Genomic DNA, 25,484 nt, shown 5'->3' with positions numbered 1-25,484 from the left:
GGTATAATCAAAAGAAAATAGATGCAATATCATCATTTTTGAACCAAAAACCCGTACTCATTTGTACAAACCCTTTGTCACAAATAACATTGAACCATTCCTCCGTACTAGTATGACACCATTAAAAAACGTTGATATATCAGGCTTTTAAAGAGAAGTGAACCATTTCCCCGTACTGTTATGTCGTTTTACAACCATTCTCCCCCCTACTATACTGTAAAAAGGAAAATAGAAGGGAGGGCTACACATGGAGCAAGGAAAGCTTATCTTAAAGCGCCATATTCTTGTGGCAAACAAGCTTCTCGCTGTAATGAGCGGCTTGAATCGGCAAACAAAGCAGAATGGGATATATACATACGAAAAGCATAACCTTGGCATTGGCGATGCATTTCTGTCTATCAAATGGACTGCTTCCCTTATGAAGCAGCTTCTTACGTATGCATCCAAATGTACAAGCGATGGCACAATTACACTTATCTCTGAACAAGAAATGGCGTGCACAATGGGCTGCTCCGTGCGTACCATCCAAAATAACAATATCCTGCTTGCAAATGCCGGCATCATTCAATGGGACAGACTATGGGGCGGATATATCGAAGTCTCTCTTTGCAATTATTTAGAGGATTTCCTTGATTTGCATACAAAGGAATCATCACAGGAAAAAGCTGAAGATTTCCAAGAAGATGAATACTATTCCAAAGGCGGCTACACGTCTATTACTGACGAAGTAATGTACCTTCTGCTCGGCATCCGCAGCGTAAATGTACTGCGCCTCGCGTTGCGTGCACTCTATACATACGAAAAGGATGTAAATGTCAAAAAAGAAACAGAAGCCTTGCTCTCCTACAGCGAGATCAAGCATATTCTACCGCGTTATATCGGCTACAAACGGGCTATTCGCCAGCTGGCGGACAAGCTCAGCTCCATCTTCAAAATAGAACTATTTGAAAAAGAAGACTGTATTAAAACATTTATGGAAGAAAAGAATATGAAAAAATCCATCCTTGAGAAAGTAAAGGATGGGTTTATTCTGTCATGCGGCTTAATCGGCTCACGTGATAGCAAAAAGAAAAAAACAATCGAAAAAGCATATGCTGAGCACTTATTCACCCGCTTCCAGTCTTTCTTCCAAAGCTTTGGCCGCTATGAAATCGACAAGAAGCATATTCACAACCTTGCCCTTGAATTTGGAACAGACATGCTCGAAAAAGCACTGCAGCGTATTCAGCACGATCTTCATGTCTTCACACTGCAAGGCTATGAAGCTGCCATGACGATTGTCCGTGAAATCGAAGCAGATGTAGCTACCTATGTCCAAAAAATTGCCCGCGGGTACTACCAGGCAAAAATTTCCGCCTAATGTACCCTTATTTTCTTATGCCCTTTTTTAGGGCTTTTTTTATTTATCTGAAAAAAACTAGAAAGCCAACCATTGACCGTTCCCCCCTCTCATCTTCCTTTCGTAGAAAAGTATACTTAATTGAGAATAATTTTCATTCATATGAAAAAAATCAAATTCTTCTTGAAGAAATACAGTTTTCGATCATAAAAAAAAGAAAACTTCAGCAAAATACTTAATTTCTTAGCAAAATATATTGTGAACAAATGAAAAACACATTTTGGACAACTGCATAAAATTCGAGAGAAGAAACGGCTGAATTCCTTGGAGCTGTAAGAGTGAAGAAGGATAATGTTTTTACAATTTTTATAATAAGAGTAATAGAAATTCTAATGAAATAAGAATAGAAAGAAATCATTTATAAAAAAGACCTAGATAAACGAACGCTCTATTTTAAATACAGTTTTATTAGAAACCCTACCGATATTTCACAGATTTTATATACCAAAAAAATCTCAAGCTGTTTTACTTGAGATTTTGATTTTGAAATAAGTTTTGATGTAAGTTCCCTATTAACAACAATAAATAGACTTTCACTTTTTTAAACAAACAGTTTAATAATTTGGAACAAGACCACATATGTTAGTAATGAAGCGTCCGCTGTACAGCTAACCATTACATTCATAAGGGGGAACTCACATGCAATGGTATTTGAAGGTGTTAAAGAATTATGTAGGCTTTCAAGGAAGAGCAAGTCGTCAGGAATATTGGATGTTCGTCCTTGTTAATGTCATTATCTCTATTGTGCTTTCCATAATAGATACAATGGCAGATCTTTCGTCGGTGCTAACAGGAATCTATTCTTTACTCATTCTGCTGCCATCCTTAGCTGTCGGCGTTCGTAGACTGCATGATACGGGAAGAAGCGGCTGGTGGCTCCTAATCAGCCTAATCCCTCTTATCGGCAGCATCATTTTAATTGTATTTGCATGCCAGGACAGCCAAGAGGGCGATAATCAATATGGACCAAATCCTAAACGCAGTGTAAGCTATTGAACTGATAAAATATAATACTTTAGAAAAACCGCCTAGAGCGGTTTTTCTGGTTTTCTTTGGGTCTTACAGATGGATTCTAATTTATTTCGTATGCCATTTATTATAAAAAACCTTACTCACACTAATTATGGGCTGTTGAATTCGCTACGTCGAATTCACCTCTAGCTGGAAGTTTATACTTTCTTACAGTATAAAAAAAACAGATCCTTTACAGATCTGCCAGGTCATTACCATACACATACACCCTAGGTACTCGTTTTCCTATTAAACAAACCACTTCATAATGAATTGTCCCCATGATATCCGCAATCGTGTCAATCGATTGAAAAGCATAACCACTTCGTCCAAATAGCACTGCCTCCTCCCCTGGTTGGCACCCCAAAAGATGTGTTACGTCAATCATCATTTGGTCCATGCATATTCGTCCAGTTATCGGGGCAAAGGATTCCTGCACCAGCACGCCTCCCTGATTGGATAGTGAACGGGATATACCATCAGCATAGCCTATGGGAAGTGTGGCAATTTGTCGCTTCTCTTCATGTATGGATGTACATCCGTAACTGATTGGCTGCCAAGGCGGAACGGTTTTAACTGCAGCAATTTTCATTTTTAAGCTCATTGCTTGTTTAAGCTTGATAGGATGTTCTCTTAACGATACATCCGGGCATAGTCCGTACAAGGCAATACCGATGCGCACCATATCCAAATGCATTTCTGGAAATCGCATCGCGGCGGCACTGTTACAGCAATGCTTGAGCGGGATCTCGATGTTATGCTGCTTTAAGACTTCTATGATTTGTAAAAATGTATGAAACTGCTTGTATGTATACGATTTATCCATAGCATCAGCATTTGCAAAATGAGTAAAAATTCCTTCAAGCTTAATAAACGGAGCTGAAATCGCCTTTTGTGCCAGCATAAGCGCCTCAGCCGCTGAGGTAACTCCAATTCTTGACATGCCTGTATCTACTTTTAGATGAATACAGGCAGTTTGCTGCTGCATGGTGGATTGCTGAATTACTTCCTCCAGCACCTCATCATTAAAAACAGTGAGTGTGATATTCGCCGAAATTGCTGTGGCAACGGAACGAACCGGTGTATAGCCAAGCACTATAATAGGATGAGAAATACCCGCACCCCTAAGTTGCAGCGCTTCATCTAGTATAGCCACACCAAGGTAGCTGGCTCCTGCTCGGATCACCGCCTTAGCAACCTCGATTGCGCCATGGCCGTAGCCATCTGCCTTGACTACAGCCATTAGCTTTGTATGCTTTTGTACGAATTCCCGAAATTGCGTCATATTTTCTTCAATATCACAAAGCGAAATCTCTGCCCATGTATCACGATAGCTATTCATACATATCCCCCTATAGATAAACAGCCCCCTCACAGAGGGAGCTGCCATTTATGCGAATGTTACTTCCTTTTCAAACGCTCTCTCAACTGGTACATATTCATAGCCAAGATCTCTCGCCACTGCTTCATACGTAATCTCTCCATTTGCCACGTTCAAACCAAGCTTTAACGCAGGGTTTTCTGCAATAGCCTTATATACGCCTTTGTTTGCGATTTGCAGTGCATACGGGACTGTAACGTTTGTTAATGCAAGCGTTGATGTTCTTGGTACTGCTCCTGGCATATTTGCAACAGAATAGTGTACTACACCATATTTTTCGAAGGTCGGATTGTCATGCGTTGTTACATGATCACACGTTTCCACAACACCGCCCTGGTCAATCGCAACGTCGACAATCACAGATCCCGGCTTCATCGTTTGTACCATTTCTTCTGTTACAAGCTTCGGAGCCTTAGCGCCGGGAATTAATACAGCGCTAACGAGAAGATCGGCTTCCTTCACTGCTTCAGCAATATTTAACGGATTAGACATTAACGTTTTCACATTTGTTCCAAAAATATCATCCAATTGACGAAGACGATCTGCACTTACATCAACAATTGTAACATCTGCCCCAATGCCGATTGCTATTTTCGCTGCATTCGTACCAACGATGCCACCGCCAATAATCACAACTTTGCCGCGCTTTACGCCTGGTACGCCTGCAAGTAAAATACCTTGCCCGCCATTTGACTTTTGCAAAAATTGTGCCCCAATTTGAACAGACATACGGCCTGCTACTTCACTCATCGGCGTAAGAAGCGGAAGGGTGCGGTTTACTGTTACCGTTTCATATGCAATTGCGGTTACGCCGCTATCTTTTAATGCCTGCGCCAATGATGGCTCTGCCGCTAGGTGCAAATAAGTAAATAAAATCAACCCTGGACGGAAGTAGCCGTACTCACTTTGGAGCGGCTCTTTTACCTTCATAATCATTTGTGACTTCTCCCAAACATCAGCTGCGCTCTCCAGCATCGTCGCACCTGCATTTGTATAATCCTCGTTCGTAAAGCCGCTTCCTGCTCCGGCATTTTGTTCAATTAGTACGGTATGACCTGCGTTTACGAATGAAAGCACTCCTGCTGGTGTAAGTGCCACACGGTTTTCATTGTTTTTGATTTCCTTAGGTACCCCAATAATCATATAATTTTCCCCCTTAACAACTTTGTAGCCTCAGTATAAAACGTTTTCAAAGGTTTTGCCTTGTGGCGAAAGGAGAAAAAGAAAGGCTGCTTTTGGGGAAAATCACAAAAACTTCTCTAGCTTTAAATCAAGATACAGCATTAGCTTTTGATTGGGGTCCTTAAAATTAATACCTCCAATTTCAGAAATACGTTTTAAACGATAGGCAAGCGTATTCGGATGGACAGTTAACGCTTTTGCAGCATCATTCACGTTACTGTCTTTATTTAAGAACACATCCAATGTTTCAACGAGATTACTATTATGCTTTTGATCATAATCCTGCAGCTTTTTCAGTGCCTGATTGCGGTGATCCGTCCCTTTCCTGTTTTCTAACAGCAAATCAATTAATTGATAGATGCCCATGTCACCATAGCTATGAAGAGCTGCCGTCTCGATCGGAAACTTCTTCTTTATCGTCAGCACATTGAGCGCTTCCTTGTATGCCTTTTCAATTTTTGCGTAATTATCATATATATTGCCAAAGGCTGGCTGAATGCCGGAGATATGGAATCGTTTTTCTAGCCTGCAGACGAATTCCTCTACAAAACGGCTCATTTCCTGATGCTCCATGGCTGATAGAAGCAGGACGAGACGCTCGCCGTCTACCGTATGTAGCATCACCTGCACCTGCTGGCTCGTTTGCAGCAAATACATCATTTGCTTTTCCTCTTCGCGCGTAATCTCATGTTGAAACTGAAATACCGCAAGCACAAACGACGAGGCCTGCTTAATTTGCAGCAACTGAAGATGATCCGTAATTTCATCCCGCCTCTGCATATGGCCCGTCAACAGCTTCCAAAAAAACTCCTGCGAACGCTCTTCCTTCTTATTTTTTCGCGCTTGCAGCTGCAGCAGCTTGCTTTTTACAGCAGTAGCTGCTTCCTTAAGCAATAGGAAGTCACTATCGGTAAATTCCTTATCTACCTCTAATGCCCAAATAAATCCGAGCACATCCCCTTTGTTTCGAATAGAAATGGCGATGCGGTCACCGAGTCCAATACCATCAAGCGATTTTACACGAATTGCCTCATCGCTCTCAAGCAACGCGGGAATAATCCCTTCTTTCCATAAACTATTAATCACCTTTTCCGGCACACGCCGGCCAATAATTGTCGCAATGCGTGCTGGATCTGTTCGCTCATCATGCGTACTATAAGCAAGCAGCCGATGATTTGCATCCTCAATCGTAATCGGGCATGCCAGTACCTCACTAATAAGCTCTGCAAATTCTTCTAAGCTATCAAAAGCAGTTTTAAACGGATTTTTTCCTATATATGTCAATAGCGATCCATCCCCTGTTTTTTTGTGGAAATCAACAAAATGATACCATAAAATTCTCGTATTTCTACAAAAACTTTTGTTCACAAAACTGTTACAATCAAAACAAGTAAGATTCATCATGTTTTATCCGAGATTACATATATGTAAGCGTTAACAAATATCTCAGGATGGACGCTGAATTTTATTATATAAAAAAAGCATCTGCTATTTTTCAAAAAAGAAACGATGGGGGGATCAATAAAGAGGCAAGCTTGTAATCTTTCATCACAACGTTTTATAAAGGGGAGAAACGCATGAAAGAAAACCAACAGCAATTGCATCGTGGATTAGAAGAAAGACATATCACACTCATGTCCTTAGGAGCAGCGATTGGAGTCGGGCTATTTCTCGGCTCGGCATCCGCTATTAAACTTGCAGGACCGGGAATTTTGTTCGCATACGGCTTTAGCGGTCTTATTATGTTCTTTATTATGAGGGCTCTTGGAGAAATGGCGATTCAAAAACCAGTTGCCGGCTCCTTCAGCAAATATGCGCGCGACTATCTCGGTCCGCTCGCTGGCTACTTAACAGGCTGGAACTATTGGTTTCTCTGGGTTGTAACATGCATGGCGGAAATTACGGCAGTCGGCATTTATATGAAATATTGGTTCCCAAGCGTTGCAACCTGGATTTGGGCATTGGCAGCACTCGTCCTGATGACCATGGTCAACTTCCTGGCAGTAAAAGCATATGGGGAGCTTGAATTTTGGTTTGCACTTATAAAAATTGTCACTATTGTCGCCATGATCGGCCTCAGCATTTGCATGATTCTATTTGGTATTGGAAATGGCGGTGTTGCCACAGGCATCAGCAATCTATGGGAAAACGGCGGCCTTTTCCCGAACGGCATAAAAGGCGTTCTGCTATCGCTGCAAATGGTTATGTTTGCATACCTTGGCATCGAAATGATTGGGGTAACAGCAGGCGAAGTCAAAAATCCAGAAAAAACCCTTGCCAAAGCCATTGACTCCGTATTTTGGCGTATCCTTATTTTCTATGTTGGCGCGTTGTTTGTCATCATGGCTATTTACCCATGGCAAGAAATCGGAACACAAGGTAGCCCATTTGTACTAACATTTGAGAAATTTGGCATTCGAGGTGCAGCAGGCATCATTAACTTCGTTGTTCTAACAGCGGCACTCTCCTCCTGTAACAGCGGAATCTTCAGCACAGGCCGCATGCTCTTTAACCTAGCAGAGCACAACGAAGCACCAAAAGCATACAGCAAGCTAACAAAGGGCGGTGTTCCGGGAATTGCTGTACTTGCATCAGCAGGCGCACTTCTCATCGGCGTCGTGTTAAACTACGTTGTTCCAGCAAAGGTATTTACGTGGGTAACAAGCATTGCAACCTTTGGCGCAATTTGGACATGGGGCGTCATCCTGCTATCGCAAATTCGTTACCGAAAAAGCTTGAGCCCGGAAGAACGGCAGCAAGTGAAATACGCTATGCCATTTTTCCCTTACTCCTCCTACATTTCATTAGCATTTCTCGCTGCAGTCATTGGAATTATGGCATATAACCCAGACACAAGAATTGCGTTAATCATTGGGCCGCTTTGGCTCGTCAGCTTGACTGCGGTGTATTATGCGAAGGGATTTCATAAAAAGGCGCAGGTTGGAACTGCGAAGGAAGAAAAGATTGGTTAGGGATTAGAGAGAAATAGAAAAGAACCGCGGCTTGAACTGGCCCAAAAAGATAGACACGGGCGTGTCAGGCAGCCTCTTGGGCATGAGCCCGGTATTGAACCGGGTTCATGCCCTTTTGCCTTAATCCGTTTATGATTGTAATAGTAAATATACTGAGCCAGTTCCTGTTTAAGATGCTCCATACTTTCGAACTCTCTATGATAGACAAGCTCCCACCTTGTGCTTTACTACACAACCAGTTTGTAGTATGATGTTCTGAATACCTACCTTTTCTTCCCGTCCGCTTTTATATTTAGAAAGAAGGAGTGAAGGTCTATGCGTCATGTTACACTAGAACAAATTTTTCAGCATCCGATTGCGCAGAAGTATATTAACCGTTCAGGGATGGTGCATGCGATTGCAGTTGCATATCATGCGTTCCGCCTAGCAAATGAGCACGGCCTTTCTGTTGATTTGGCGGTGAAAGCTGGGTTTCTTCATGATATTGGGCATTATACGTGGTATCGTGATGGAAAATGGGATTATGAGCTATATAAAACAAATGATATACATGCGGTGAAAGGTGCAGAGAGGGCACATAAGCTGCTAATTCGACTCGGGGAAGATCCGCGGATTGCAAAGGAGATTGCGCTTGCTATTTTATTTCATACCGATTCGTTCCTACCAAGCAGACCGATTGAGCTAAATTCTTTACAAAGCATCATTAAGCAAGCAGATGAAATGGATGAAGAGCCGGGTGGTCAGCATCATTATCGCACCATTTCTTATGATAAAGCGTTAAAAGCGATTCAACGGCTAGATGAGCTTGTAGATCATACATTGAATCATCGTGAGCATGTGAAAAAATATGAGCAAGCGTAATGAGATGATGTTTGTCTCTGAGAGCGAGTTTCAATAGGAAAGCCCGGTTCTATTTTCAAGAAACCGGGCTTTGTTGTGTCTTCTCCACTTCATCATGACGGACAAGGAACATCCAAACAAAGGAGGCAAACGGGATGATATTCATCAGTAGAAGTATGACCTTTTGAAAATCTGTGCCGAGCCACACACCGTGAATTGTAACGAGGATATATAAAATTGGTGTGAACATATGAAGCACTCGCCAAAGCTTCATACCAATTTGCTTGCGAAGCTTTGTTGTAATCCATGTCAGAATTAGCAAGTACAGTGAGAAAATTCCGATCGCCATTGGCAATGGTTTATAATCAGTTACAAATGGAATGAGCAGGTCCTTCCAATCAAAGGACACATACGTATCGAAGAATAAAAGAGCAAGATGAGCGATGGTGAGGATACACGTCCAATTGGACAATACTTCATGGGCATGAAGCGTGTTTATCATTTTTTTCTTTTTTCGCTTCTGAATTTGTGAAAACAGCCCAACCATTACCGACCCATACATCAATAAATAGGCGACGAGACCGGTGGTCCGGATGAAATACCATATATATTCCTGCATATTAGCCAACCCTCCAGACTTCACCGAATTCGTTCATCCAAACGGCACGCTCACCCTTTTGTTCAATCCATGCGCCACCTTGTTCTTCTCCAAGCAATAGCACTGTTTTTGCCCACACATCTGCTTGTACCGCAGTTGGAGCTGTGACAGTAACAGTGACAATTCTACTATTTACTGATGTGCCTGTTCTTGGATCAATGAGATGATGCTTCCACTCTCCATTGCTTTTCCATCTCCGCTTTGCAGTGGAGGATGTTGCGAGCGCACCAGACGACAGAGACAATGAGGACATGCTTTCCCCAGGTATATACGGATGCTCAATACCGACAGTCAATTTGTTTGCGAGCTGGCCGAATATGCATAGGTCCCCTCCCGCATTGATAAAACCGTCAGCGTTTGCTTGAAGAAGTGCTGCTGTGTAGTCAACAGCCCATCCTTTTGCGATGCCTCCTAAATCGAGCTTTTCCTCCGCCACAATCGTTATGTTCTTATCATCTAGTGCATAAGGAAGCTTTGTTGCAACAGCAATAGGTGCGGATACGAAAGTTGTTATCTCTTGCCCGCGAATTTGCTCAATCGATTGGCGGTATCCTTCCTGTTCTAGTGCAGCTAATACACCAGGCTGAAACAATCCGTTTGTTTCTCTGTAACATTTGGCTGCTTGCTGCAAAATGGAAAAGAGGAGAGGAGATAATGCGACCTCCTGTCCAACTTGTTCATTTAGGCGTGATAGCTCACTATCTGGCAAAAATCTGCTGCAGGCATTCTCAACCATTTCAAAGATATGCTGGACTTGCTGAAGCAGCTCTTCGTCTGAGCGCTTGCTTCGCTCTATACCAAGCTGAATGTTTGTATTCATTGCGGAAAAGTTATATGTTTTCACTTTTACGACCCTCCTGTCATTGTGTCAAAGCTACGTGAGTTTTCCTGCATACTGCCCTCGCTTTGGCCATTGTCCCCGTATTGACTGGTTGTTCCCGACTGCTCCTCTGTTTCGGATTGTGTATTTCCGCTGTATTGATCATCAGATTGTTCGTTGAAGCTGTTAGAGCCTCGCTGTTCTTGTCTTCTTCCAAATTGTTGATTGCTTTCGGTCTGTCCATTTTGCGGTGCCAATGTGTCATTTTGCTGCGACGATGAGGATGCATCGTTTTGCTGTGTACCATTTACTGAAACTCCTTGCTGTCCGTCTTCCTGTGCTGACATATAGGCAGCTAAGCCGACTGCCAGTGATATACTTCCAAGGCGAATGCCCCAAGTAATTGCTTTTTTATTCATGTTCTAGATCCTCCTTTTCAAAAGCTTGTCTTCATCTTATAAGAGATTAGTTAAAATACGGTGAAAAACAAAAGAATTTTAAAGCTTTTAATAAAAAGCCTTCCCGTCGGTAGATGCATGTTTTTGCAGGGAAATGGTTAAAGTACGAACGAGGTTTTATATTAAGTAAGGAAGGGGTAGCAGCATGAATAACACAAATAACTCACTTGAGAGCATACAAGAGAAGCAAGCGAAGGATGAACAAAACAGGAAGCGTCAAGGCAAAGGTAATCCAAGCCAAAAGCTTCCTAATAAGCAGCATTAAAAGAGCTGTCTATTTCTTATAAACACCAAAAAAGCATCGGTCTTGTTGCGACCGATGCTTTTGCAGGCCATATTTTAGTTTCCGTAACGAAGTGCATGACTTGGCCGCAAGCACGCAGTCTTTTATGCTGAAGGCTGCAGCTTTGTTTTAGACTTATATTGTTTCTCGGAAATGGCGAACCCGCCTAGCAACCCAATGAACGAAAAGAAAGCAGGAATGCTAAATCCGTACCAATATCCAATATGCACCGATGCTGTCGCTTCAAAATAATCTAATACCGCACCGAATAGGATCGGCAGCAAAACCGCGCTTAAAAAGCCGCCCATATTCGCAAATCCGGACACAACACCAACCTCTTCTTCCAAAAAGGAATGGCGTACAACTGCAAATGTTAGCATACTCGCACCATTTGCGTATCCAATAAGTACATAAAGAACCATGAGCACAGGCAACGGAGGCTTTCCTCCCATAACTAAAAAAGAGGTCCAGCTTAAAAAGGTGAGTAGATGAACGATAATATACGGAAGTCTTCTCATATGAAGACGAGTCGAAATCCAACCTGTAATCGGTCCGCCGATGAGCGCACCCAATAATCCTAGCATGATAAGCTGACTCGCTTCTGCCCGCGTCATGTGATACACAGTCATGCCATACGGAACGGCCCATGAGCCGATAAAACCAACATATGTACCAACAAGACCAAAATGGCAGAAAAAAGCTGCCCATGCCTGTCGGCTCTGAAACACGCGACGGATGATGGATAGCACGCTTTTTTGCTGTTTGCTTTGTTGGCTGGCGTATGGAGGAGCCAGTTTGAGTTGCTTCGGCCTTTTAACGAGAACGAAATATAAGAGTGCAGTCCACGCACAAAGAGCCAACCCTAACGTCAAAAACGGCGCTCTCCATCCAGCTGCCGCAATCCAATATGAAAACGGCAGTGTTGCCATAATGGAACCGAGACTTCCGCACATTCCAGCCCACCCTAGCAGAGCTGCAAATTCCTTTTTGCTAAACCATTGACTTAAAATCAACACGATGTTAATCCAAATCATCGCATCACCAACGCCTACAAGAAGCCGCGCAGTCATTAGAATTGCTTCATGTGAGGCACTGCTATACAAAACGGTGCCAAGCCCATCTAGCAAAGTACCGATAATAAGAAAATAAGCGGGACCAAATCGATCTGCCAACACTCCAAATGGAACCTGCAGACCGGCATACGAAACAAATTGAATACCCGCTAGTACACCAAGAGTAGAAGCGGAAATATGAAATTCGTCCATCAATTGATCGGTAATTAACCCCGGCGCTGTTCTTTGACTGACAATGAGGAAGTATGCGAATAGAACTGTTGTAAAAACAATCCATTTATATCCGCCTTTTTGTTCTGTTTCTGTTTCCAACTGTAATCGTCTCCTAATCTGTATTAAATTACTCTTTCTATCTTATAACCTCTATTCCCATCTTTCCACATATATGCAAGGCCTACAAGCGGAAAAAACAGGTATAGTCTATGTTTTCGCTTACAATAAGAAGTCGCCATACTCCTATTAGAAAGAATCTGTAAAAAAAGTTAAAGTATGAAAAAAATCCCTTGGTTTCACATCAAACCAAGGGACTTTTTTCTACTACAGCTCTAAAGATTAGCTTTGCAGAATATCTTCAATTCTAGCTAGTTCTTCCTGTGTAAAATCAAGATTGTTTAACGCAGCAACATTTTCTTCAATTTGGCTTACCCTACTTGCGCCAATTAATGCAGATGTTACACGGTCTTCACGCAACACCCAAGCAAGAGCCATTTGTGCCAAGCTTTGTCCGCGTTCTGCGGCAATCTCGTTCAATTTTCGGACTTGATTTACCGCTTGCTCCGTCACTTGATCCTCCTGCAGAAACCCAGTTGCTTTTGCAGCTCTTGAATCAGTTGGTACGCCTGACAAATATTTATTCGTCAGTAAACCTTGTGCCAATGGACAAAATGCGATTGATCCAACACCATTTTCCTGCAGCACATCTTGTAAGCCATCTTCAATCCAGCGGTTCATCATCGAGTAAGATGGTTGATGAATGACTAACGGTGTGCCAAGCTTATTTAAAATGCGAATCGCTTCATCTGTTTGCTCTGCGCTGTAGCTTGAGATTCCTACATACAGCGCCTTTCCTTGACGGACAATTAAATCGAGAGCACCCATCGTTTCTTCGAGCGGTGTATTTGGATCAGGGCGATGTGAATAAAAAATATCGACATAATCTAATCCCATGCGCTTTAGGCTTTGGTCTAAGCTAGATATGAGATATTTTTTTGAACCCCATTCTCCATAGGGACCCGGCCACATCCGATAGCCTGCTTTCGTTGAAATAATCAATTCATCGCGGTACGGTGCGAAGTCTGTTTTTAGCAGCGATCCAAACATTTCCTCCGCAGATCCAGGCGGCGGACCGTAGTTGTTTGCTAGGTCAAAATGCGTAATTCCTAAATCAAACGCTCGTCTTAGCATCGCCCGTCCGTTTTCAAAGGAATCTACACCGCCAAAGTTATGCCAAAGCCCCAGTGAAATAGCTGGCAGCAAGAGTCCCGAGCGTCCGCTTCGGTTATATTTCATCGTTTCATAGCGAGTTTGTTCAGCTTGATATACCATAATTATTGCCCTCCATTATGTAAAAGGTTTAGGGGAAGCACTATATCTGTCTTTCTTATAGAGACGCGCGGTAGATTTCGACTACATCTTCCTTGCTTAGCTTTTTAAAGTTTCCGAGGCTGCCGCGCGTCATTGCTTTGTCAGCCATGACCTCAAGCTTGTCCTCGCCAATCCCGTAGTCTGCCAGGCGGGCTGGGGCACCGATGGAATTCCAAAATTGGCGGAGTGCCTCAATTCCTTCTAATGCAATGTCACGGTCTGTTTTTCCTTCTGCTGCAATATCAAATACACGTACCGCAAATTGCTTAAAGCGCTCAATGTTTTCATTCATAACATGCTTCATCCAGTTTGGAAACAGGATAGCAAGACCGCCGCCATGCGGGATATCGTATACGGCTGAAACCGCATGCTCAATTTCATGGGTCGACCATTCACCGCGCGTACCCATTCCGAGTGTTTTATTTAAAGCCATTGTACCAGCATATAAAATTGTTGCCCGGTGGTCGTAATTTTCTAAATCGTTAATAAGCTTTGGTGCTGTTTCAATCACTGTTTTTAGCAAGGATTCACAATAGCGATCCTGCAATAGTGTGTTTGGTACATGATGAAAATATTGTTCAAACACATGCGACATAATATCTACCATGCCGTATACCGTTTGGTCACGAGGAACTGTATATGTATATACCGGATCTAGTATAGAAAATTGTGGATATGTAGCAGGACTGCTCCAGCCGTATTTTTCATTTGTCTCCCAGTTTGTAATAACAGAGTTGTTATTCATTTCTGAGCCTGTTGCTGCAAGCGTTAGCACAGAACCGATTGGCAGGGCCTCTGTCGCAGTTATCTTGCTTGTGATAATGTCCCAAACATCCCCTTCATATTTTACACCCGCTGCAATCGCTTTCGCACAGTCGAGCACACTGCCGCCCCCAACTGCCAAAATAAACTGAACGCCATTTTCCTGTGATAAACGAATTCCCTTTTGTACCGATGTTAACCGAGGATTTGGCTCTACACCCCCAAGCTCTGTTACATCTGCGCCGAGCTCGCTTAAAATTGATTGCACTTGGGCATACAAACCGTTTCGCTTAATGCTGCCGCCGCCGTATACAAGCAGTACTTTTGTCCCATATTGCGGAACCTCCTTTTTAAGCGCTTCCAGCTGTCCTTCTCCAAAAATAAGCTTGGTTGGATTTTGATAAGAAAAATTCTCCATAAGCAGTATCCTCCGTTCAGTTTCCTTTTGCTACTCATACTCTATTATCCGGGAATAACCTCATTACACAAGAAAAGTATATTCTTTATAAAAGTAGACTACAAGTACTGAAATATTTTTGCTATAGTTAAGAGCAGATTACATAGTATAATTTTTATAGTTACTATCCTTTATATTCCTGCTGGAGGTATGTATGGAGAAAGAATTAGAAGCTCAAATTGAATGTTCAATCGAAAAGGCGCTTATTATTATAGGAGGAAAATGGTCATTTCTTGTGTTGCGCGAATTGTTTGACGGAACAAAGCGCTTCGGGGAATTACAAAAAGCAATCCAAAAAATTAGTCCAAAGGCTTTGACCGATACGCTGCGTCACTTAGAAGAGCACCAAATTGTCACTCGTACCGTCTATGCTACCGTTCCTGTTACGGTGGAATATGCGCTAACAGAAAAGGGTCTGGCCTTTCATAAAATTCTCAAGGAAATGAAGCTTTGGGGTGCACAGTGGGGGTAAGTTAAATTACATCACACAACTTGTTTTTCTTATATATTAAATAAGCAAGTTTTCTTTATCCGAGGCAGGAGAAGCCGCATTAACCTAGACAGACTTTGAAAAGTTTACTCAAAACGAAAAAAAGAGGCTGTTGTCTGGGCAGCCTCTTTGGATAAAATCTAGTTATTAATATAACGCTCAAACACAAAACCAAAGTCCTTAACAGTATATTGCTTTCTCGTATCTGTCAGCCAAGAGAAAGCGGCGGTGTTGAGTTCTTTAAATTGGTCAACTAGCTTACTTTCCGTGCTTGTAACGCGACTTAATGTTGTAGAAGCCACTTCTAGGCTTTTTGCTGCATATGCTAATGAAACCTCGTTTTCATGTGAAATTTCTGCGATTTTAAGAAGAGCTTTATACAAGTCCTTTAGCTCCTCTAAATGCTTTTTATGTACGTCGATGGAGTAATGTTCAACGCCTAAGTTAAATTTGATTTCAACATCTAAATCTACGGTTCCAGCTGTCTCGAGTGTTACATTTGAAATTTTACTCGTGCTGTAATTATAACGGCGGAGTGTGCGCTTTTTACTGACAGCGCTTGTTCCATCAAGATGGATTAAGGCTTTGTTTGTGAAACAGTACTCATCCGATTTTGATTTGATAAGGAAGAAAATCTTCTCATCGTCTTCATGCATAATATAGTCATCTGCATCCACCTTGTCGTAATCTTTCGGTTTAATTACAGAGCCTACATCACTTAACCCTAGTGCATCAGCCGCTAGTTTTCCAAACATGAGATTCATCCTTTCTGTTTTCAATGTAAACCTCAAATATTGCACTCTCATTGTAGCATAGGCATAGTTGATTTTGTAAAATATTTAAAATTTTCTAAAGAAAACTCGCCGATTGGCAAGCCCTGCTTTTGGGCGCAGACAGAGGCGTAGTTGCCCTTATACTTTATTCCTAAAATTTCTCGTTACGTCGAATGATCTCCCAGCTAGAAATTTATCCATCTTAAAGTGTAATGAATATATACATTCCTATAATCCCGATAGGTTTCAAAAACGATGAAACGGCCTTAGCCCTATTGAATATAGAGCTAAAGCCGCATTGATCACTTTTATTATTTCCACTATCTTTTTTTCTGTTTCAATACAAAATAATTAATACATGCAACGACTTTTTTGCAGCAATGACTCTTTAGACTCTTCTATAAACCTTCAATCCAAAAATATCACTATTTAATAACCCAGTCCCAGTTACAATTCTTAATAAAGTACTTTTCCCCGCTCCATTCGCTCCTAATAAGGCATATATGGAACCTGTTTTCACAGTGATATTTACATTTTTTAAAACCTCATTCTCTTTAAAACTCTTTTTCACATTTTTGATGTTAAGGACTGTTGAATTCATGGAGCTCTCCCCTCTACTCAATAGAATCCCTTAATTTTTTTCTCATTTTATCCATCCATGTTTCTTCTGGAAATTCTGCTAGTAATGAGTCAGCAAATTCGGCAATATCATCTCCGACTACATCTCGTACACTTAAACCCTCACTTGCACTATTTTCGAACATCTCTAAAATATTTTTTAAAAGCTCCAACATTCCTGATCCTTTAGCATAGTTCCACATGTAATTTTCAATTGCTTTCATTGCCTTTCTGTATTCTTCTGGTAATTCATTCACCCTTTTTTGATAGGCACGATATTCCCGTTTTTCTTGAATCATCTTTTTAATCATTTCTTTGCCCCTTTATCTGATTCATTTTCTCTTCTAAAAATGTCCATTTACTCCAAAAAGTTTCCAATTCCTGTTCACCTTTAGTATTTAGAGTATAGAATTTTCTCGCAGGTCCGAGCTCTGACTTTTTCTTCTCAATCTCGACGAGCCCTTTTTTCTCGATTCGAACAAGAATGGTATAGACCGTTCCTTCTACAATATCATCAAAGCCTAAATCGTTTAGGTACTTAGTTATTTCATAACCGTAGGTTTCTCCAGCATGGATCTTTTGAAGCACCACCCCTTCAAGAACACCTTTAAGCATTTCAGTTAAATCCTTCATATATCCTCCTAATAACCTACTTAGTAATACTTAGTACCACTATATAGTATTACTAAGTAGGTGTTATGTCAAACCCATTTTTATTTTTATTTACTTCTTTATATTTATGTAAAAAACAGAATAGCCATTATCCCCTTCAACCTTAAATAACCAATCTAATGAGTCTCCTTCTGTTGCAATATACCGACTTTGAGAAATAAACAATACTTACTATATTCCGTTGATTCTTCATAACACGCCTATTTGAGGGAGCATCTTTTATATAACAGAGCAGCACCTGTTCAAGGTGCAACATACAAGAAAAGCAGCTGATTGGCGATCCGTTAGGCGAAGATGGAAGTTTCTTCTTTGATGCGTAACAAAAACCACTGTGCAGATTCAAGACCGCATTCCTTGAATCTGTACAGTGGCTGTATTGTTTTATTGCATGCTTATGCCCACCACATTTGGGAAGGCTGTTCTTTAATAAGTACAGCTGACAAGTTGGTTACCGCGCGCTGGAAACCTTCTTCAATTGACATAAGAGCGTCTTCATGCTCGATGCTCACAACATAATCGTAGCCATATGTCCGAAGGGCGCTCATCATATCAGACCATTCTGCAAGGCTATGGCCGCAGCCCACCGAACGGAACGTCCATGCTCTCGTTTGTACATTTCCATATGGCTGCATATCGGTTAAGCCGTACATATTGACGTTATCGCGGTCGATATATGTATCCTTTGCATGGAAATGATGAATTGCATTTTCCTTACCTAAAATTTTAATTGCAGCTACCGGATCGATCCCTTGCCACCATAAATGACTCGGATCAAGGTTTGCACCGATTGCGTCGCACGTTTCCTCACGAAGCTTCAATAGTGTATACGGCGTATGAACTAGAAAGCCGCCATGAAGTTCTAAACCGATTTTTACATTATGATCTTTTGCAAATTGTCCAGTGGTTTTCCAATATGGAATGAGCTTTTGCTCCCATTGCCATTGCAGCACATCGTTAAATTCATTCGGCCAAGCTGTTACAGGCCAGTTCGGATATTTCGCTCCTTCGTGGTCTCCTGCTGTTCCGGAAAAGCAGTTTACAACAGGTACTTCCAGCAGTGATGCCAATTGAATGGTTTTCGTCAGTGTCTCATGCGATTCCTGCGCAAACTCTTTATCTGGAGAAATTGGGTTGCCGTGACAGCTAAATGCACTAATCGTTAAGCCTCGATCACGTATCTTTGCAAGATACTCGTGGCGAAGCTCCTCGCTTGCAAGCAATGCGTCTAAATCACAATGCTGATTACCAGGATAACAGCCTGTCCCAATTTCTACTGCTTGTAATCCTGCTTTTTGTACTGTATCGAGCATTTCCTCAAACGATTGATTTGCGAATAATACAGTGAATACTCCTAGCTTCATCCCTCATTCTCCTCCCTTTTCTTCGTGCTGCCTGCATAAATGGCATCGATAATTTGCGATACTTGCAGTGCCTCCTCCGGCTGTACAACAAGCTCTTCTAATCCAAGACAAGCGCTCAGAAAGTTTCGAGCCTGAGGCAAACCTGGATCATCTTCACCTGGAAGCCATGCCGCCTCACTGTTTAACAGCATACCGTTTTTTGTCGTGTACAGCTCTAGCGGAAATACGTTTAGACCGCCTTCAATACCTGAAATGCTAACATGTTCCTTGTCATCCTTCACATTGGCGGACCATGATGTTTCAAACAGAAGCGAAGCACCATTTTCAAATGTCACATATGCTGTTACATGGTCGTCCACCCCAAATGTTTCATGGTTAAAAGAACCCCATTGATTTACTTGGTTTGGTATTGTACTTAAGGCATTGTAGGTGCTGCCGTTTACTGTAATTTGCTTCGGATTCCCCATAAGCCACAGCACCAAATCAAGAAGATGGCAGCCGTAGTCAATCAAACTTCCTCCGCCCTGCAGCTCTTTATTCGTAAAGACGCCCCAGCCGGGTACTTTTCGGCGGCGCATTGCTTCTACTCTTGCCACGAGCGGCGTACCGACCTCCGCCATTAGCTTCTTCGCCGCCTGTGCTTCTTTCATAAAACGGTAATGATATGCAATGGCTAATACCTTATCCGCCTGCTTTGCAGCAGCAATCATCTGTTCACATTCTGCAGCGCTCATCGCCATCGGTTTCTCGCACATAACATGAACGCCTGCTTCTAACGCCGCAATAGAAATTTCCGCGTGGAACTTGTTCGGTGTACAAATACATACAGCATCAACCTTTGTGAACAGATCATGATAGTTGTCAGTTGCATACGGAATGGTATATTGCTCTGCGACTTCCTTCGCCCGCTCTCTATTTACATCGCTTACCGCCGTAATTTCACATAAATCCCCTAGCTTTAAAAGGGCTGGGATGTGACGTCCTTGCGCAATACCGCCAACGCCAATCACCCCGATCCGAAGCTTTTTCATCATGTCACCTCTTTTCTTTACTCACACCCGCGTAATTGTTTTTGTTTCGTTCGACTCAAGAGCAGCTAAGATAACAGCTAATGATTTCATTCCTTCCTCTCCTGTAATGAGAGGCTGCTTATCTTCTACTACGCACTCCACAAAGTGGTCAACCACATGGGAGCTGCTTTGGCCGCCGGATTCGTTGGATTGAATTTTGCCAAGTTCATACTTTACAACCTGACCGTTTGCATATTGTGCAACGAGAGAATACGTTGGATCATCCTCTAGACGAAGAATCGCCTTTTCCCCGTAAATAATTGTGGAATTATCCTCCTTGCCAACGTAAGACCAGCTCGCTGCAAGCGTTCCGATAATTCCGCTTTCTGTTTTCAACACACAAACAGCTGTATCATCCACATCCGCAAAACTCTTTGCACTCGTTTCAATAAACGCGCCAACCTCAGTAATTTCCTCTCCTAATACATAACGAAGCAAGTCTGTTTTATGAACGCCTAGGTCGCCCATCGCACCGATAAATGCTTTTTCTTTTTGGAAGAACCAGCTTTCTTTCCCATCCGCGCTCCATCCTTCAGGCCCCGGATGGCCGAATGCTGTACGGAAGCTATAGATTTTACCGATTTCTCCGCTTTCAATAAGCTGCCTTGCTTTTTGGTGTGAAGCAACAAAGCGTTGGTTATGAGCAATCATCAGTTTTTTGTCGCTTGCATTCGCTGCTGCAATCATATCTTCAGCTTCTTTTTGAGAAATTGCCATTGGTTTTTCGCATAATACATGCAGTCCTGCTTCAAGCGCTGCGATGGAAATTGGCGCATGTAAATAGTTTGGTGTACAAACGCTGACTGCATCTACTGTACCGCTTTTTACTAACTCCTCATAGCTTGTATAAGCTGTTGCACCATACTTTTCTGCGGTTTTCTTTGCGCGTTCCTCATTGATATCGCATACAGCTACAATTTCAACATGTGCATTCGCCGCATACTCCAGTAAATGACGGTGCTGTGCAATACTTCCGCATCCGATTACGCCAATTTTTAATTGTGTCATGTGTGGCTCCCCCTTAAATATAATAAATTAATTTGTTTTTTCGGTAATTGTTTCTAGCGGTTTTGCATTGCCGTATACGGGACGATTGCGCTGAACTGGCTTCGCCCATTCTACCGCATTCATGATGACGCGTTGAATTTCTTTATTGTGATATGTTGGATATGTTTCATGTCCTGGTCTGAAATAGAATATTTTTCCGTTTCCACGCTTGTATGTGCAGCCGCTGCGGAATACCTCTCCACCCTCAAACCAGCTCATGAAAATAAGCTCATCTGGAGCTGGAATGTCGAAGTGTTCGCCATACATTTCTTCTTTTTCAAGCTGAATGTACTCTCCAATGCCGTTTGTAATCGGATGGCTCGGATCAATAACCCAAAGACGTTCTCTGTCATCAGCCTCACGCCATTTTAAGTCACAGCTTGTCCCCATAAGCACTTTGAAAATTTTAGAAAAATGTCCAGAGTGAAGAACGATAAGTCCCATTCCATCTAGAACACGCTGCTGCACCTTTTGTACAACCTCATCGGAAACCTCTCCATGGGCAAGATGTCCCCACCAAATTAAAACATCTGTATTTTGAAGCACCTCGTCTGTTAGTCCATGCTCAGGTTCATCTAGTACGGCTGTGCGTGCTTGAAATCCTGCTTCTTCTAGAAATCCTGCGATTGCTCCATGAATGCCGTTTGGATAAATATCCCGTACAACAGGATTCTTCTTTTCATGACGATTTTCATTCCATACTGTAACTTGTACCAATGTGAACACCTAGCTTTCTTTTAAAGTAAGAATTAAGTTAACCGGTTAACCGAGCAAATAAAAATTTGGCTGCTTTTTCCTTTTACTGACGGGTCACAGACTTATTTTCTATAACTGCTCTTCTCTGCTTATATGCAGAGAAGATGCTGTTATAGAAAATGAGTGGAGTCTCTCACAGCCAGTTCAACAGGCAGTGTTACTGTTTGTGCCTGAGGTTGCTTCGATTCAACCGTATCGATTAGAGTCTGCGCGGCAATTGCCCCTTTGTTAAATACATCCTGCCTAACTGTTGTTAAGCTTGGAGATGAGTATTGGCTAATAATCAGGTCATCAAATCCGACAATAGAATAGTCATGAGGTACTTCTTTATTGTGTTCATGAATCGCTTTGATCATCCCGAGAGCCAAAATGTCTGAAGTAGCAAACGCAGCAGTCGCTTCGGATTGCATCAAACGCATTCCAACGTTATAGCCACTCTGAAACGCTCCATCACCACTTAGAAAAATCCATTCCGGATTTACAGAAATATGATGTTCTTTGAGCGCGTTCTCAAATCCAAGAAAACGACGTCGATCAATTGGATTATTTATGCCTGGCGCAACAAAAGCAATGCGGCTATGCCCTCTTTCAGCAAGGTGATGTGCTGCGAGATATCCTCCTAGCTCATCATCCATTCGGATATTATGGTACAATCTTGAATACTCTTCATACGCATCTACAAGTACGATTTTTGTATGAAGCGTTTTCATTTCCTCGTATAGTTTCTCCGGAAATGAGCCTAAAAAAAGGAGTCCGTCAAGGTTCCGCTTGGTCACCCAATTCCGGCACTCGTTCGGGTTGCTTGCACCAGAAATGAGGAAATCATAGCCACTCTTACGTGACACATACTCAATACCGCTAATTAATTCGCTATAGTATTGGTTGCCTGCAAAGACCGGAGCAAGCGTATCTTCCACGAGCGGAATCAGAATACCAAACATATTTGATTTATTCGTAGATAAGCTTACAGCCGTAAAGTTTGGCTGGTATTGCAAATCTTGAATAGCCTGCAGCACTCGTTGCTTTGTTTCATCAGAAACCTTATTGACACCATTGATTACATAAGAAACTGTCGCGACCGATACACCGGCATATTTCGCAACGTCGCGAATTGTAGTTTTTTGAGTCATAACCCCTCCGGTTAAACGGTTAACTTATTTCATGTTTTGATTATATACGATTCCCATAATCCATACAAGTCTATTTACAAAATCTTTTTTAGCTAATTTATGAACTCAACATTCACTACACATAACAATGCACAGTGGCCTTATAGATCTAAATTTTTAGCTTTCTATATTTCTACGAAAAAGTTGCAATGATTTCCTATATAATATGCATAGTGTTATATAAAGAAAGAAGGTGTTTCTATGAGCTTGTTTGTCAATTTTCTTATGTATGCAGCAGTGGGAGTGGTTTTGTTATTTGTAGGTCTGCTTTTGTTTGAGGTTACTACAAAAACAAAAGAGTTTCATTTAATTGGAAAAGGGAATCAAGCAGCTGCAATGTCTATTGGTGGAAAGTTGCTTGGACTTTCTTTTGTACTCGGGTCAGCCATTGCCAACTCTGTCTCTATTACAGATATGCTTCTTTGGGGAAGCATTGGCATTGTCGCACAAATTGTATGTTTTTACTTAGCGGAGCTTGTCACCATTCGTTTTAGCATTCATCAGGCGGTGGAAGAAGATAACCGTGCTGTCGGTCTTATGCTGCTGCTTTTATCTTTATCCGTCGGTTGGTTGCTGGCGCAATGCTTAACCTATTAATCTTTCTGGTCTAATATGGCCAAACTTGGGGAGGTAATATTGAAACTCCCCCTCTCTACAACATACAGATTGGTATACGTTAAAGAAAACTTGTAAGACAGAGACATCGTTGTCCTTACACTGTATTCCTAAAATTTTCGATTACGTCGAATCATTTCTAGCTGGAAATTTATCCTTTCTTAAAGTGCAAAAAAAGCCCGACTTTAAGCAGTCGGACTTCCTCCTTTTTGCAGCTGCATAGCTGTCTGAAGAAACATCTTCACCCCTATGCTTAGGGCGTCTTCATCTATATCAAATTTCGGATGATGATGCGGATACGCTGTTCCCTTCTGTTTATTTCCTGAACCTACCTTAAAAAAGCACCCTGGCGCCTTTTGTAAAAAGGCAGAAAAGTCTTCTCCGCCCATAGAAGGAGAAACTGTAACAACCGCTTCTTTTCCGAACAGCTCGATCGCGCTTTGCTCGGTAACTTTTGTTACATATTCTTCATTTACAACTGGTCGGTAGCCGTATCGATAACTGTAGGAATAAGTAGCTCCATGCGCTGCCGTAAGACCTTTTACAATTTGTTCAATTTTCCGCTCTGCTTCTCGGCGCAGCTCCTCACGGAAGCAGCGCACTGTTCCCATCAAGGAAGCTGTATCTGGAATAATATTATCGGCTGTTCCTGCATGAAATTGCGTCACAGACAGTACGCGTTGCTCAAAGGCCCCGGTACCTCGTGATACAACGTGCTGCAAGTTTGTAGTAATTTGTGCGCCAATCGCAAGGGGATCAATCGTTTCTTCGGGACGTGCAGCATGTCCGCCCTTCCCTTGGATTTCGATGGTAAAAACGTCTGGAGCTGCCGCCATCGGACCGTAGGCGATGCCGATGTTCCCCGTTTCCAGTCCGGACATGAGATGCAATCCAATTACGTAGTCCACTCCATCCATCACACCTGCCTGCACCATCTCTTCTGCTCCGCCTGGATATTGCTCCTCCGCATGTTGAAAGAAGAAACGGATTTCTCCGCACAGTTCCGTGACATGCTGTGATACGATATATGCCGCTTCCAGCAAAATGGCTGTATGTCCGTCGTGTCCGCATGCGTGCATCACTCCCGGGACACATGATGCGTAATCCGCACCGGTTTCCTCCTGAATGGGCAGCGCATCCATATCGGCCCGAATGCCGATTGTAACACCAGGCTTTGGTCCAATGGCTCTGGCCATTACACTGTTACCAGTTGGTCTTGTAACCGTTAGTGTTTGAAATGAACAAAGTGTATCATATATAAACTGTGCTGTACGTTCCTCCTGAAATGACAGCTCTGGATGTTGGTGTAAATAACGACGCCACGTAACGAGCCTCTCCTTCGAAATTTCGGGTATCCACGGCTGTATCATATCTTTACTCCTTTCCTTGACTTGCTAAGAATGTATAATTACTGAACATAAGCTTGCACTTTAAGAAAGTATAAATCTCCAGCTAGGCGCGAATTCGACGTAGTCGAAGACAGTATAAGGGCAACTATGCCTCTGTCTCCGCTCAGGGGACAGGGCTCGCCAATCTGCGAGTTTTCTTTAATCATCAGCAAAAAAAGGCTGTTACGCTTTTTTATGCTGGATTTATAAAAATATACCTGTTCCTCTATTCCATTTCTAATCTCACCCTTTCTTTTCCTGCATGATGCATATGTTTAGGGATAGATAGATTGTTTCATTCAATTGTATACTTACTCTTGGCATGCATAACTTGTTTATGAAAAGAATGGATTTCCTTTTCCTTGTTTTAATGCTACTATACAAACAAAGAGTGTTGCGTTTACAACCTTTTTCACCCATTTGGGTGGAATTTTTATTTTAAAATTAACAAGTGTATAGAGACCGATAATAAGTAAAGGGAGACAACCATGAATATTATAAAGGAATTGTGGTCCCGGCCAATGACGCAATGGGTTCTTAAAACAATATACTACCTCGCGATCCTCATTGCCCTTTTATGGCTGTATGGATTTACAGATACGAATACGAGTACGTTCATTTACAATGAATTTTAGGGTGGGAAAA

27 protein-coding genes and 1 pseudogene are annotated in these 25,484 nt (G+C 42.1%); 8 read left to right on the top strand and 20 right to left on the bottom strand.

Going from position 1 to position 25,484, the window contains the following annotated elements; genetic code table 11:
* Nucleotides 1-247 precede the first annotated feature (247 nt).
* Nucleotides 248-1,360: a hypothetical protein gene (locus EP737_RS11140; protein WP_129728042.1), complete on the top strand. Its 1,113-nt coding sequence runs from the start codon at nt 248-250 to the stop codon at nt 1,358-1,360.
* Between the two features lie 678 nt (nt 1,361-2,038).
* Entirely contained in the window at nt 2,039-2,395 is a 357-nt protein-coding gene (locus EP737_RS11135) for a DUF805 domain-containing protein (protein WP_129728041.1), read from the top strand.
* A gap of 208 nt (nt 2,396-2,603) precedes the next feature.
* Here the strand turns inward: EP737_RS11135 and alr are convergent, their stop codons facing one another.
* The 3 genes from alr to EP737_RS11120 all read right to left on the bottom strand — a co-directional run bounded on the left by alr (nt 2,604) and on the right by EP737_RS11120 (nt 6,248).
* A complete protein-coding gene (gene alr, locus EP737_RS11130) occupies nt 2,604-3,752 on the bottom strand; it encodes an alanine racemase (protein WP_129728040.1) in 1,149 nt (382 codons plus the stop codon).
* A 48-nt stretch (nt 3,753-3,800) separates the two neighbouring features.
* The gene (gene ald, locus EP737_RS11125; RefSeq protein ID WP_129728039.1) at nt 3,801-4,934 is read right to left on the bottom strand and encodes an alanine dehydrogenase; all 1,134 of its coding nucleotides are present in this window, start codon (nt 4,932-4,934) and stop codon (nt 3,801-3,803) included.
* Between the two features lie 102 nt (nt 4,935-5,036).
* Nucleotides 5,037-6,248 carry a helix-turn-helix domain-containing protein gene (locus EP737_RS11120; protein WP_425455884.1) on the bottom strand — a complete coding sequence of 404 codons (1,212 nt, stop codon included), beginning with the start codon at nt 6,246-6,248 and terminating at the stop codon, nt 5,037-5,039.
* Between the two features lie 302 nt (nt 6,249-6,550).
* Here EP737_RS11120 and alaP point away from each other — a divergent pair, with 302 nt between their 5' ends.
* Nucleotides 6,551-7,945 (top strand): alanine permease AlaP, encoded by a 1,395-nt coding sequence (alaP, locus tag EP737_RS11115; protein WP_129728038.1) that lies wholly within the window; start codon nt 6,551-6,553, stop codon nt 7,943-7,945.
* 64 nt (nt 7,946-8,009) lie between these two features.
* Here alaP and EP737_RS11110 read toward each other — a convergent pair.
* A pseudogene (locus EP737_RS11110) lies at nt 8,010-8,157 on the bottom strand (IS3 family transposase); the annotation flags it as partial.
* A gap of 103 nt (nt 8,158-8,260) precedes the next feature.
* Here EP737_RS11110 and EP737_RS11105 point away from each other — a divergent pair.
* Nucleotides 8,261-8,806 (top strand): HD domain-containing protein, encoded by a 546-nt coding sequence (locus EP737_RS11105; RefSeq protein ID WP_129728037.1) that lies wholly within the window; start codon nt 8,261-8,263, stop codon nt 8,804-8,806.
* Between the two features lie 55 nt (nt 8,807-8,861).
* On the opposite strand, the gene EP737_RS11100 is transcribed toward EP737_RS11105, so the two are convergent.
* From EP737_RS11100 to EP737_RS11090, 3 genes are read right to left on the bottom strand one after another with little or no spacing between them, the layout of a single operon-like run.
* Nucleotides 8,862-9,404 carry a ferric reductase-like transmembrane domain-containing protein gene (locus EP737_RS11100; protein ID WP_129728036.1) on the bottom strand — a complete coding sequence of 181 codons (543 nt, stop codon included), beginning with the start codon at nt 9,402-9,404 and terminating at the stop codon, nt 8,862-8,864.
* 1 nt (nt 9,405) lies between these two features.
* Nucleotides 9,406-10,287: an FAD:protein FMN transferase gene (locus EP737_RS11095; protein ID WP_129728035.1), complete on the bottom strand. Its 882-nt coding sequence runs from the start codon at nt 10,285-10,287 to the stop codon at nt 9,406-9,408.
* A 2-nt stretch (nt 10,288-10,289) separates the two neighbouring features.
* Nucleotides 10,290-10,682, bottom strand: a complete 393-nt coding sequence (locus tag EP737_RS11090) for a hypothetical protein (RefSeq protein ID WP_129728034.1) — start codon at nt 10,680-10,682, stop codon at nt 10,290-10,292.
* Nucleotides 10,683-10,866: 184 nt separating this feature from the next.
* Between EP737_RS11090 and EP737_RS11085 the strand changes: the two genes are divergently transcribed.
* Complete coding sequence (locus EP737_RS11085; RefSeq protein ID WP_129728033.1) at nt 10,867-10,986, top strand: DUF4023 domain-containing protein; 120 nt, start codon at nt 10,867-10,869, stop codon at nt 10,984-10,986.
* A 122-nt stretch (nt 10,987-11,108) separates the two neighbouring features.
* On the opposite strand, the gene EP737_RS11080 is transcribed toward EP737_RS11085, so the two are convergent.
* From EP737_RS11080 to EP737_RS11070, 3 genes are all read right to left on the bottom strand, one after another.
* Nucleotides 11,109-12,389 (bottom strand): MFS transporter, encoded by a 1,281-nt coding sequence (locus tag EP737_RS11080; RefSeq protein ID WP_129728032.1) that lies wholly within the window; start codon nt 12,387-12,389, stop codon nt 11,109-11,111.
* A gap of 240 nt (nt 12,390-12,629) precedes the next feature.
* A complete protein-coding gene (mgrA, locus tag EP737_RS11075; RefSeq protein WP_129728031.1) occupies nt 12,630-13,622 on the bottom strand; it encodes an L-glyceraldehyde 3-phosphate reductase in 993 nt (330 codons plus the stop codon).
* Nucleotides 13,623-13,677: 55 nt separating this feature from the next.
* Nucleotides 13,678-14,841 carry an iron-containing alcohol dehydrogenase gene (locus EP737_RS11070; protein WP_129728030.1) on the bottom strand — a complete coding sequence of 388 codons (1,164 nt, stop codon included), beginning with the start codon at nt 14,839-14,841 and terminating at the stop codon, nt 13,678-13,680.
* 193 nt (nt 14,842-15,034) lie between these two features.
* On the opposite strand from EP737_RS11070, the gene EP737_RS11065 reads away from it, so the two are divergent.
* Nucleotides 15,035-15,352: a winged helix-turn-helix transcriptional regulator gene (locus EP737_RS11065; RefSeq protein ID WP_129728029.1), complete on the top strand. Its 318-nt coding sequence runs from the start codon at nt 15,035-15,037 to the stop codon at nt 15,350-15,352.
* A gap of 158 nt (nt 15,353-15,510) precedes the next feature.
* Here EP737_RS11065 and EP737_RS11060 read toward each other — a convergent pair whose 3' ends face one another.
* The 9 genes from EP737_RS11060 to EP737_RS11015 form a co-directional block, all read right to left on the bottom strand.
* Nucleotides 15,511-16,125, bottom strand: a complete 615-nt coding sequence (locus tag EP737_RS11060; RefSeq protein WP_129728028.1) for a PH domain-containing protein — start codon at nt 16,123-16,125, stop codon at nt 15,511-15,513.
* A gap of 406 nt (nt 16,126-16,531) precedes the next feature.
* Nucleotides 16,532-16,744: an ATP-binding cassette domain-containing protein gene (locus EP737_RS11055; protein WP_129728027.1), complete on the bottom strand. Its 213-nt coding sequence runs from the start codon at nt 16,742-16,744 to the stop codon at nt 16,532-16,534.
* A 13-nt stretch (nt 16,745-16,757) separates the two neighbouring features.
* Nucleotides 16,758-17,072: a DUF1048 domain-containing protein gene (locus EP737_RS11050; RefSeq protein ID WP_129728026.1), complete on the bottom strand. Its 315-nt coding sequence runs from the start codon at nt 17,070-17,072 to the stop codon at nt 16,758-16,760.
* Nucleotides 17,065-17,394, bottom strand: coding sequence for a PadR family transcriptional regulator (locus EP737_RS11045; protein WP_129728025.1), 330 nt, complete (start codon nt 17,392-17,394; stop codon nt 17,065-17,067). Before EP737_RS11045 ends, EP737_RS11050 begins: the two co-directional genes overlap by 8 nt.
* Nucleotides 17,395-17,825: 431 nt before the next feature.
* Complete coding sequence (locus EP737_RS11035) at nt 17,826-18,794, bottom strand: sugar phosphate isomerase/epimerase family protein (protein WP_129728024.1); 969 nt, start codon at nt 18,792-18,794, stop codon at nt 17,826-17,828.
* Nucleotides 18,791-19,825, bottom strand: a complete 1,035-nt coding sequence (locus EP737_RS11030; RefSeq protein WP_129728023.1) for a Gfo/Idh/MocA family protein — start codon at nt 19,823-19,825, stop codon at nt 18,791-18,793. The genes EP737_RS11035 and EP737_RS11030 overlap by 4 nt, the downstream gene beginning before the upstream one ends.
* 21 nt (nt 19,826-19,846) lie before the next feature.
* Nucleotides 19,847-20,872: a Gfo/Idh/MocA family protein gene (locus EP737_RS11025; protein WP_129728022.1), complete on the bottom strand. Its 1,026-nt coding sequence runs from the start codon at nt 20,870-20,872 to the stop codon at nt 19,847-19,849.
* A 27-nt stretch (nt 20,873-20,899) separates the two neighbouring features.
* Nucleotides 20,900-21,628, bottom strand: a complete 729-nt coding sequence (locus tag EP737_RS11020) for a ThuA domain-containing protein (RefSeq protein ID WP_129728021.1) — start codon at nt 21,626-21,628, stop codon at nt 20,900-20,902.
* A 149-nt stretch (nt 21,629-21,777) separates the two neighbouring features.
* On the bottom strand, nt 21,778-22,797 hold the full coding sequence (locus EP737_RS11015) for a LacI family DNA-binding transcriptional regulator (RefSeq protein ID WP_129728020.1): 1,020 nt from the start codon (nt 22,795-22,797) through the stop codon (nt 21,778-21,780).
* Between the two features lie 240 nt (nt 22,798-23,037).
* On the opposite strand from EP737_RS11015, the gene EP737_RS11010 reads away from it, so the two are divergent.
* Nucleotides 23,038-23,433: a DUF350 domain-containing protein gene (locus EP737_RS11010; RefSeq protein ID WP_129728019.1), complete on the top strand. Its 396-nt coding sequence runs from the start codon at nt 23,038-23,040 to the stop codon at nt 23,431-23,433.
* A 203-nt stretch (nt 23,434-23,636) separates the two neighbouring features.
* Here the strand turns inward: EP737_RS11010 and EP737_RS11005 are convergent, their stop codons facing one another.
* Entirely contained in the window at nt 23,637-24,821 is a 1,185-nt protein-coding gene (locus EP737_RS11005) for an amidohydrolase (RefSeq protein ID WP_129728018.1), read from the bottom strand.
* A 506-nt stretch (nt 24,822-25,327) separates the two neighbouring features.
* On the opposite strand from EP737_RS11005, the gene EP737_RS11000 reads away from it, so the two are divergent.
* Complete coding sequence (locus EP737_RS11000; RefSeq protein ID WP_129728017.1) at nt 25,328-25,474, top strand: teichoic acid D-Ala incorporation-associated protein DltX; 147 nt, start codon at nt 25,328-25,330, stop codon at nt 25,472-25,474.
* Nucleotides 25,475-25,484 lie beyond the last annotated feature (10 nt).

The organism is Ectobacillus funiculus (assembly GCF_004138295.1).
GTDB lineage: Bacteria > Bacillota > Bacilli > Bacillales > Bacillaceae_G > Ectobacillus > Ectobacillus funiculus.
Note: the sequence above shows the minus strand (reverse complement) of the source record. Positions and strands in the feature narration are given on the sequence as shown.

Excerpts from the sequence above, each read along its gene's own strand:
- EP737_RS11135 (WP_129728041.1), top strand. The coding sequence starts at position 2,039 with ATGCAATGGTATTTGAAGGTGTTAAAGAATTATGTAGGCTTTCAAGGA.
- mgrA (WP_129728031.1), bottom strand. The coding sequence starts at position 13,622 with ATGGTATATCAAGCTGAACAAACTCGCTATGAAACGATGAAATATAAC.
- EP737_RS11050 (WP_129728026.1), bottom strand. The coding sequence starts at position 17,072 with ATGATTAAAAAGATGATTCAAGAAAAACGGGAATATCGTGCCTATCAA.
- EP737_RS11055 (WP_129728027.1), bottom strand. The coding sequence starts at position 16,744 with ATGAATTCAACAGTCCTTAACATCAAAAATGTGAAAAAGAGTTTTAAA.
- EP737_RS11000 (WP_129728017.1), top strand. The coding sequence starts at position 25,328 with ATGAATATTATAAAGGAATTGTGGTCCCGGCCAATGACGCAATGGGTT.
- EP737_RS11090 (WP_129728034.1), bottom strand. The coding sequence starts at position 10,682 with ATGAATAAAAAAGCAATTACTTGGGGCATTCGCCTTGGAAGTATATCA.
- EP737_RS11065 (WP_129728029.1), top strand. The coding sequence starts at position 15,035 with ATGGAGAAAGAATTAGAAGCTCAAATTGAATGTTCAATCGAAAAGGCG.
- EP737_RS11140 (WP_129728042.1), top strand. The coding sequence starts at position 248 with ATGGAGCAAGGAAAGCTTATCTTAAAGCGCCATATTCTTGTGGCAAAC.
- alaP (WP_129728038.1), top strand. The coding sequence starts at position 6,551 with ATGAAAGAAAACCAACAGCAATTGCATCGTGGATTAGAAGAAAGACAT.
- EP737_RS11060 (WP_129728028.1), bottom strand. The coding sequence starts at position 16,125 with ATGTTTGGAAAACTAGCGGCTGATGCACTAGGGTTAAGTGATGTAGGC.
- EP737_RS11070 (WP_129728030.1), bottom strand. The coding sequence starts at position 14,841 with ATGGAGAATTTTTCTTATCAAAATCCAACCAAGCTTATTTTTGGAGAA.
- EP737_RS11085 (WP_129728033.1), top strand. The coding sequence starts at position 10,867 with ATGAATAACACAAATAACTCACTTGAGAGCATACAAGAGAAGCAAGCG.
- EP737_RS11100 (WP_129728036.1), bottom strand. The coding sequence starts at position 9,404 with ATGCAGGAATATATATGGTATTTCATCCGGACCACCGGTCTCGTCGCC.
- alr (WP_129728040.1), bottom strand. The coding sequence starts at position 3,752 with ATGAATAGCTATCGTGATACATGGGCAGAGATTTCGCTTTGTGATATT.
- EP737_RS11015 (WP_129728020.1), bottom strand. The coding sequence starts at position 22,797 with ATGACTCAAAAAACTACAATTCGCGACGTTGCGAAATATGCCGGTGTA.
- EP737_RS11045 (WP_129728025.1), bottom strand. The coding sequence starts at position 17,394 with ATGAAGGATTTAACTGAAATGCTTAAAGGTGTTCTTGAAGGGGTGGTG.
- EP737_RS11005 (WP_129728018.1), bottom strand. The coding sequence starts at position 24,821 with ATGATACAGCCGTGGATACCCGAAATTTCGAAGGAGAGGCTCGTTACG.
- EP737_RS11030 (WP_129728023.1), bottom strand. The coding sequence starts at position 19,825 with ATGAAAAAGCTTCGGATCGGGGTGATTGGCGTTGGCGGTATTGCGCAA.
- EP737_RS11035 (WP_129728024.1), bottom strand. The coding sequence starts at position 18,794 with ATGAAGCTAGGAGTATTCACTGTATTATTCGCAAATCAATCGTTTGAG.
- EP737_RS11105 (WP_129728037.1), top strand. The coding sequence starts at position 8,261 with ATGCGTCATGTTACACTAGAACAAATTTTTCAGCATCCGATTGCGCAG.
- EP737_RS11025 (WP_129728022.1), bottom strand. The coding sequence starts at position 20,872 with ATGACACAATTAAAAATTGGCGTAATCGGATGCGGAAGTATTGCACAG.
- ald (WP_129728039.1), bottom strand. The coding sequence starts at position 4,934 with ATGATTATTGGGGTACCTAAGGAAATCAAAAACAATGAAAACCGTGTG.
- EP737_RS11010 (WP_129728019.1), top strand. The coding sequence starts at position 23,038 with ATGAGCTTGTTTGTCAATTTTCTTATGTATGCAGCAGTGGGAGTGGTT.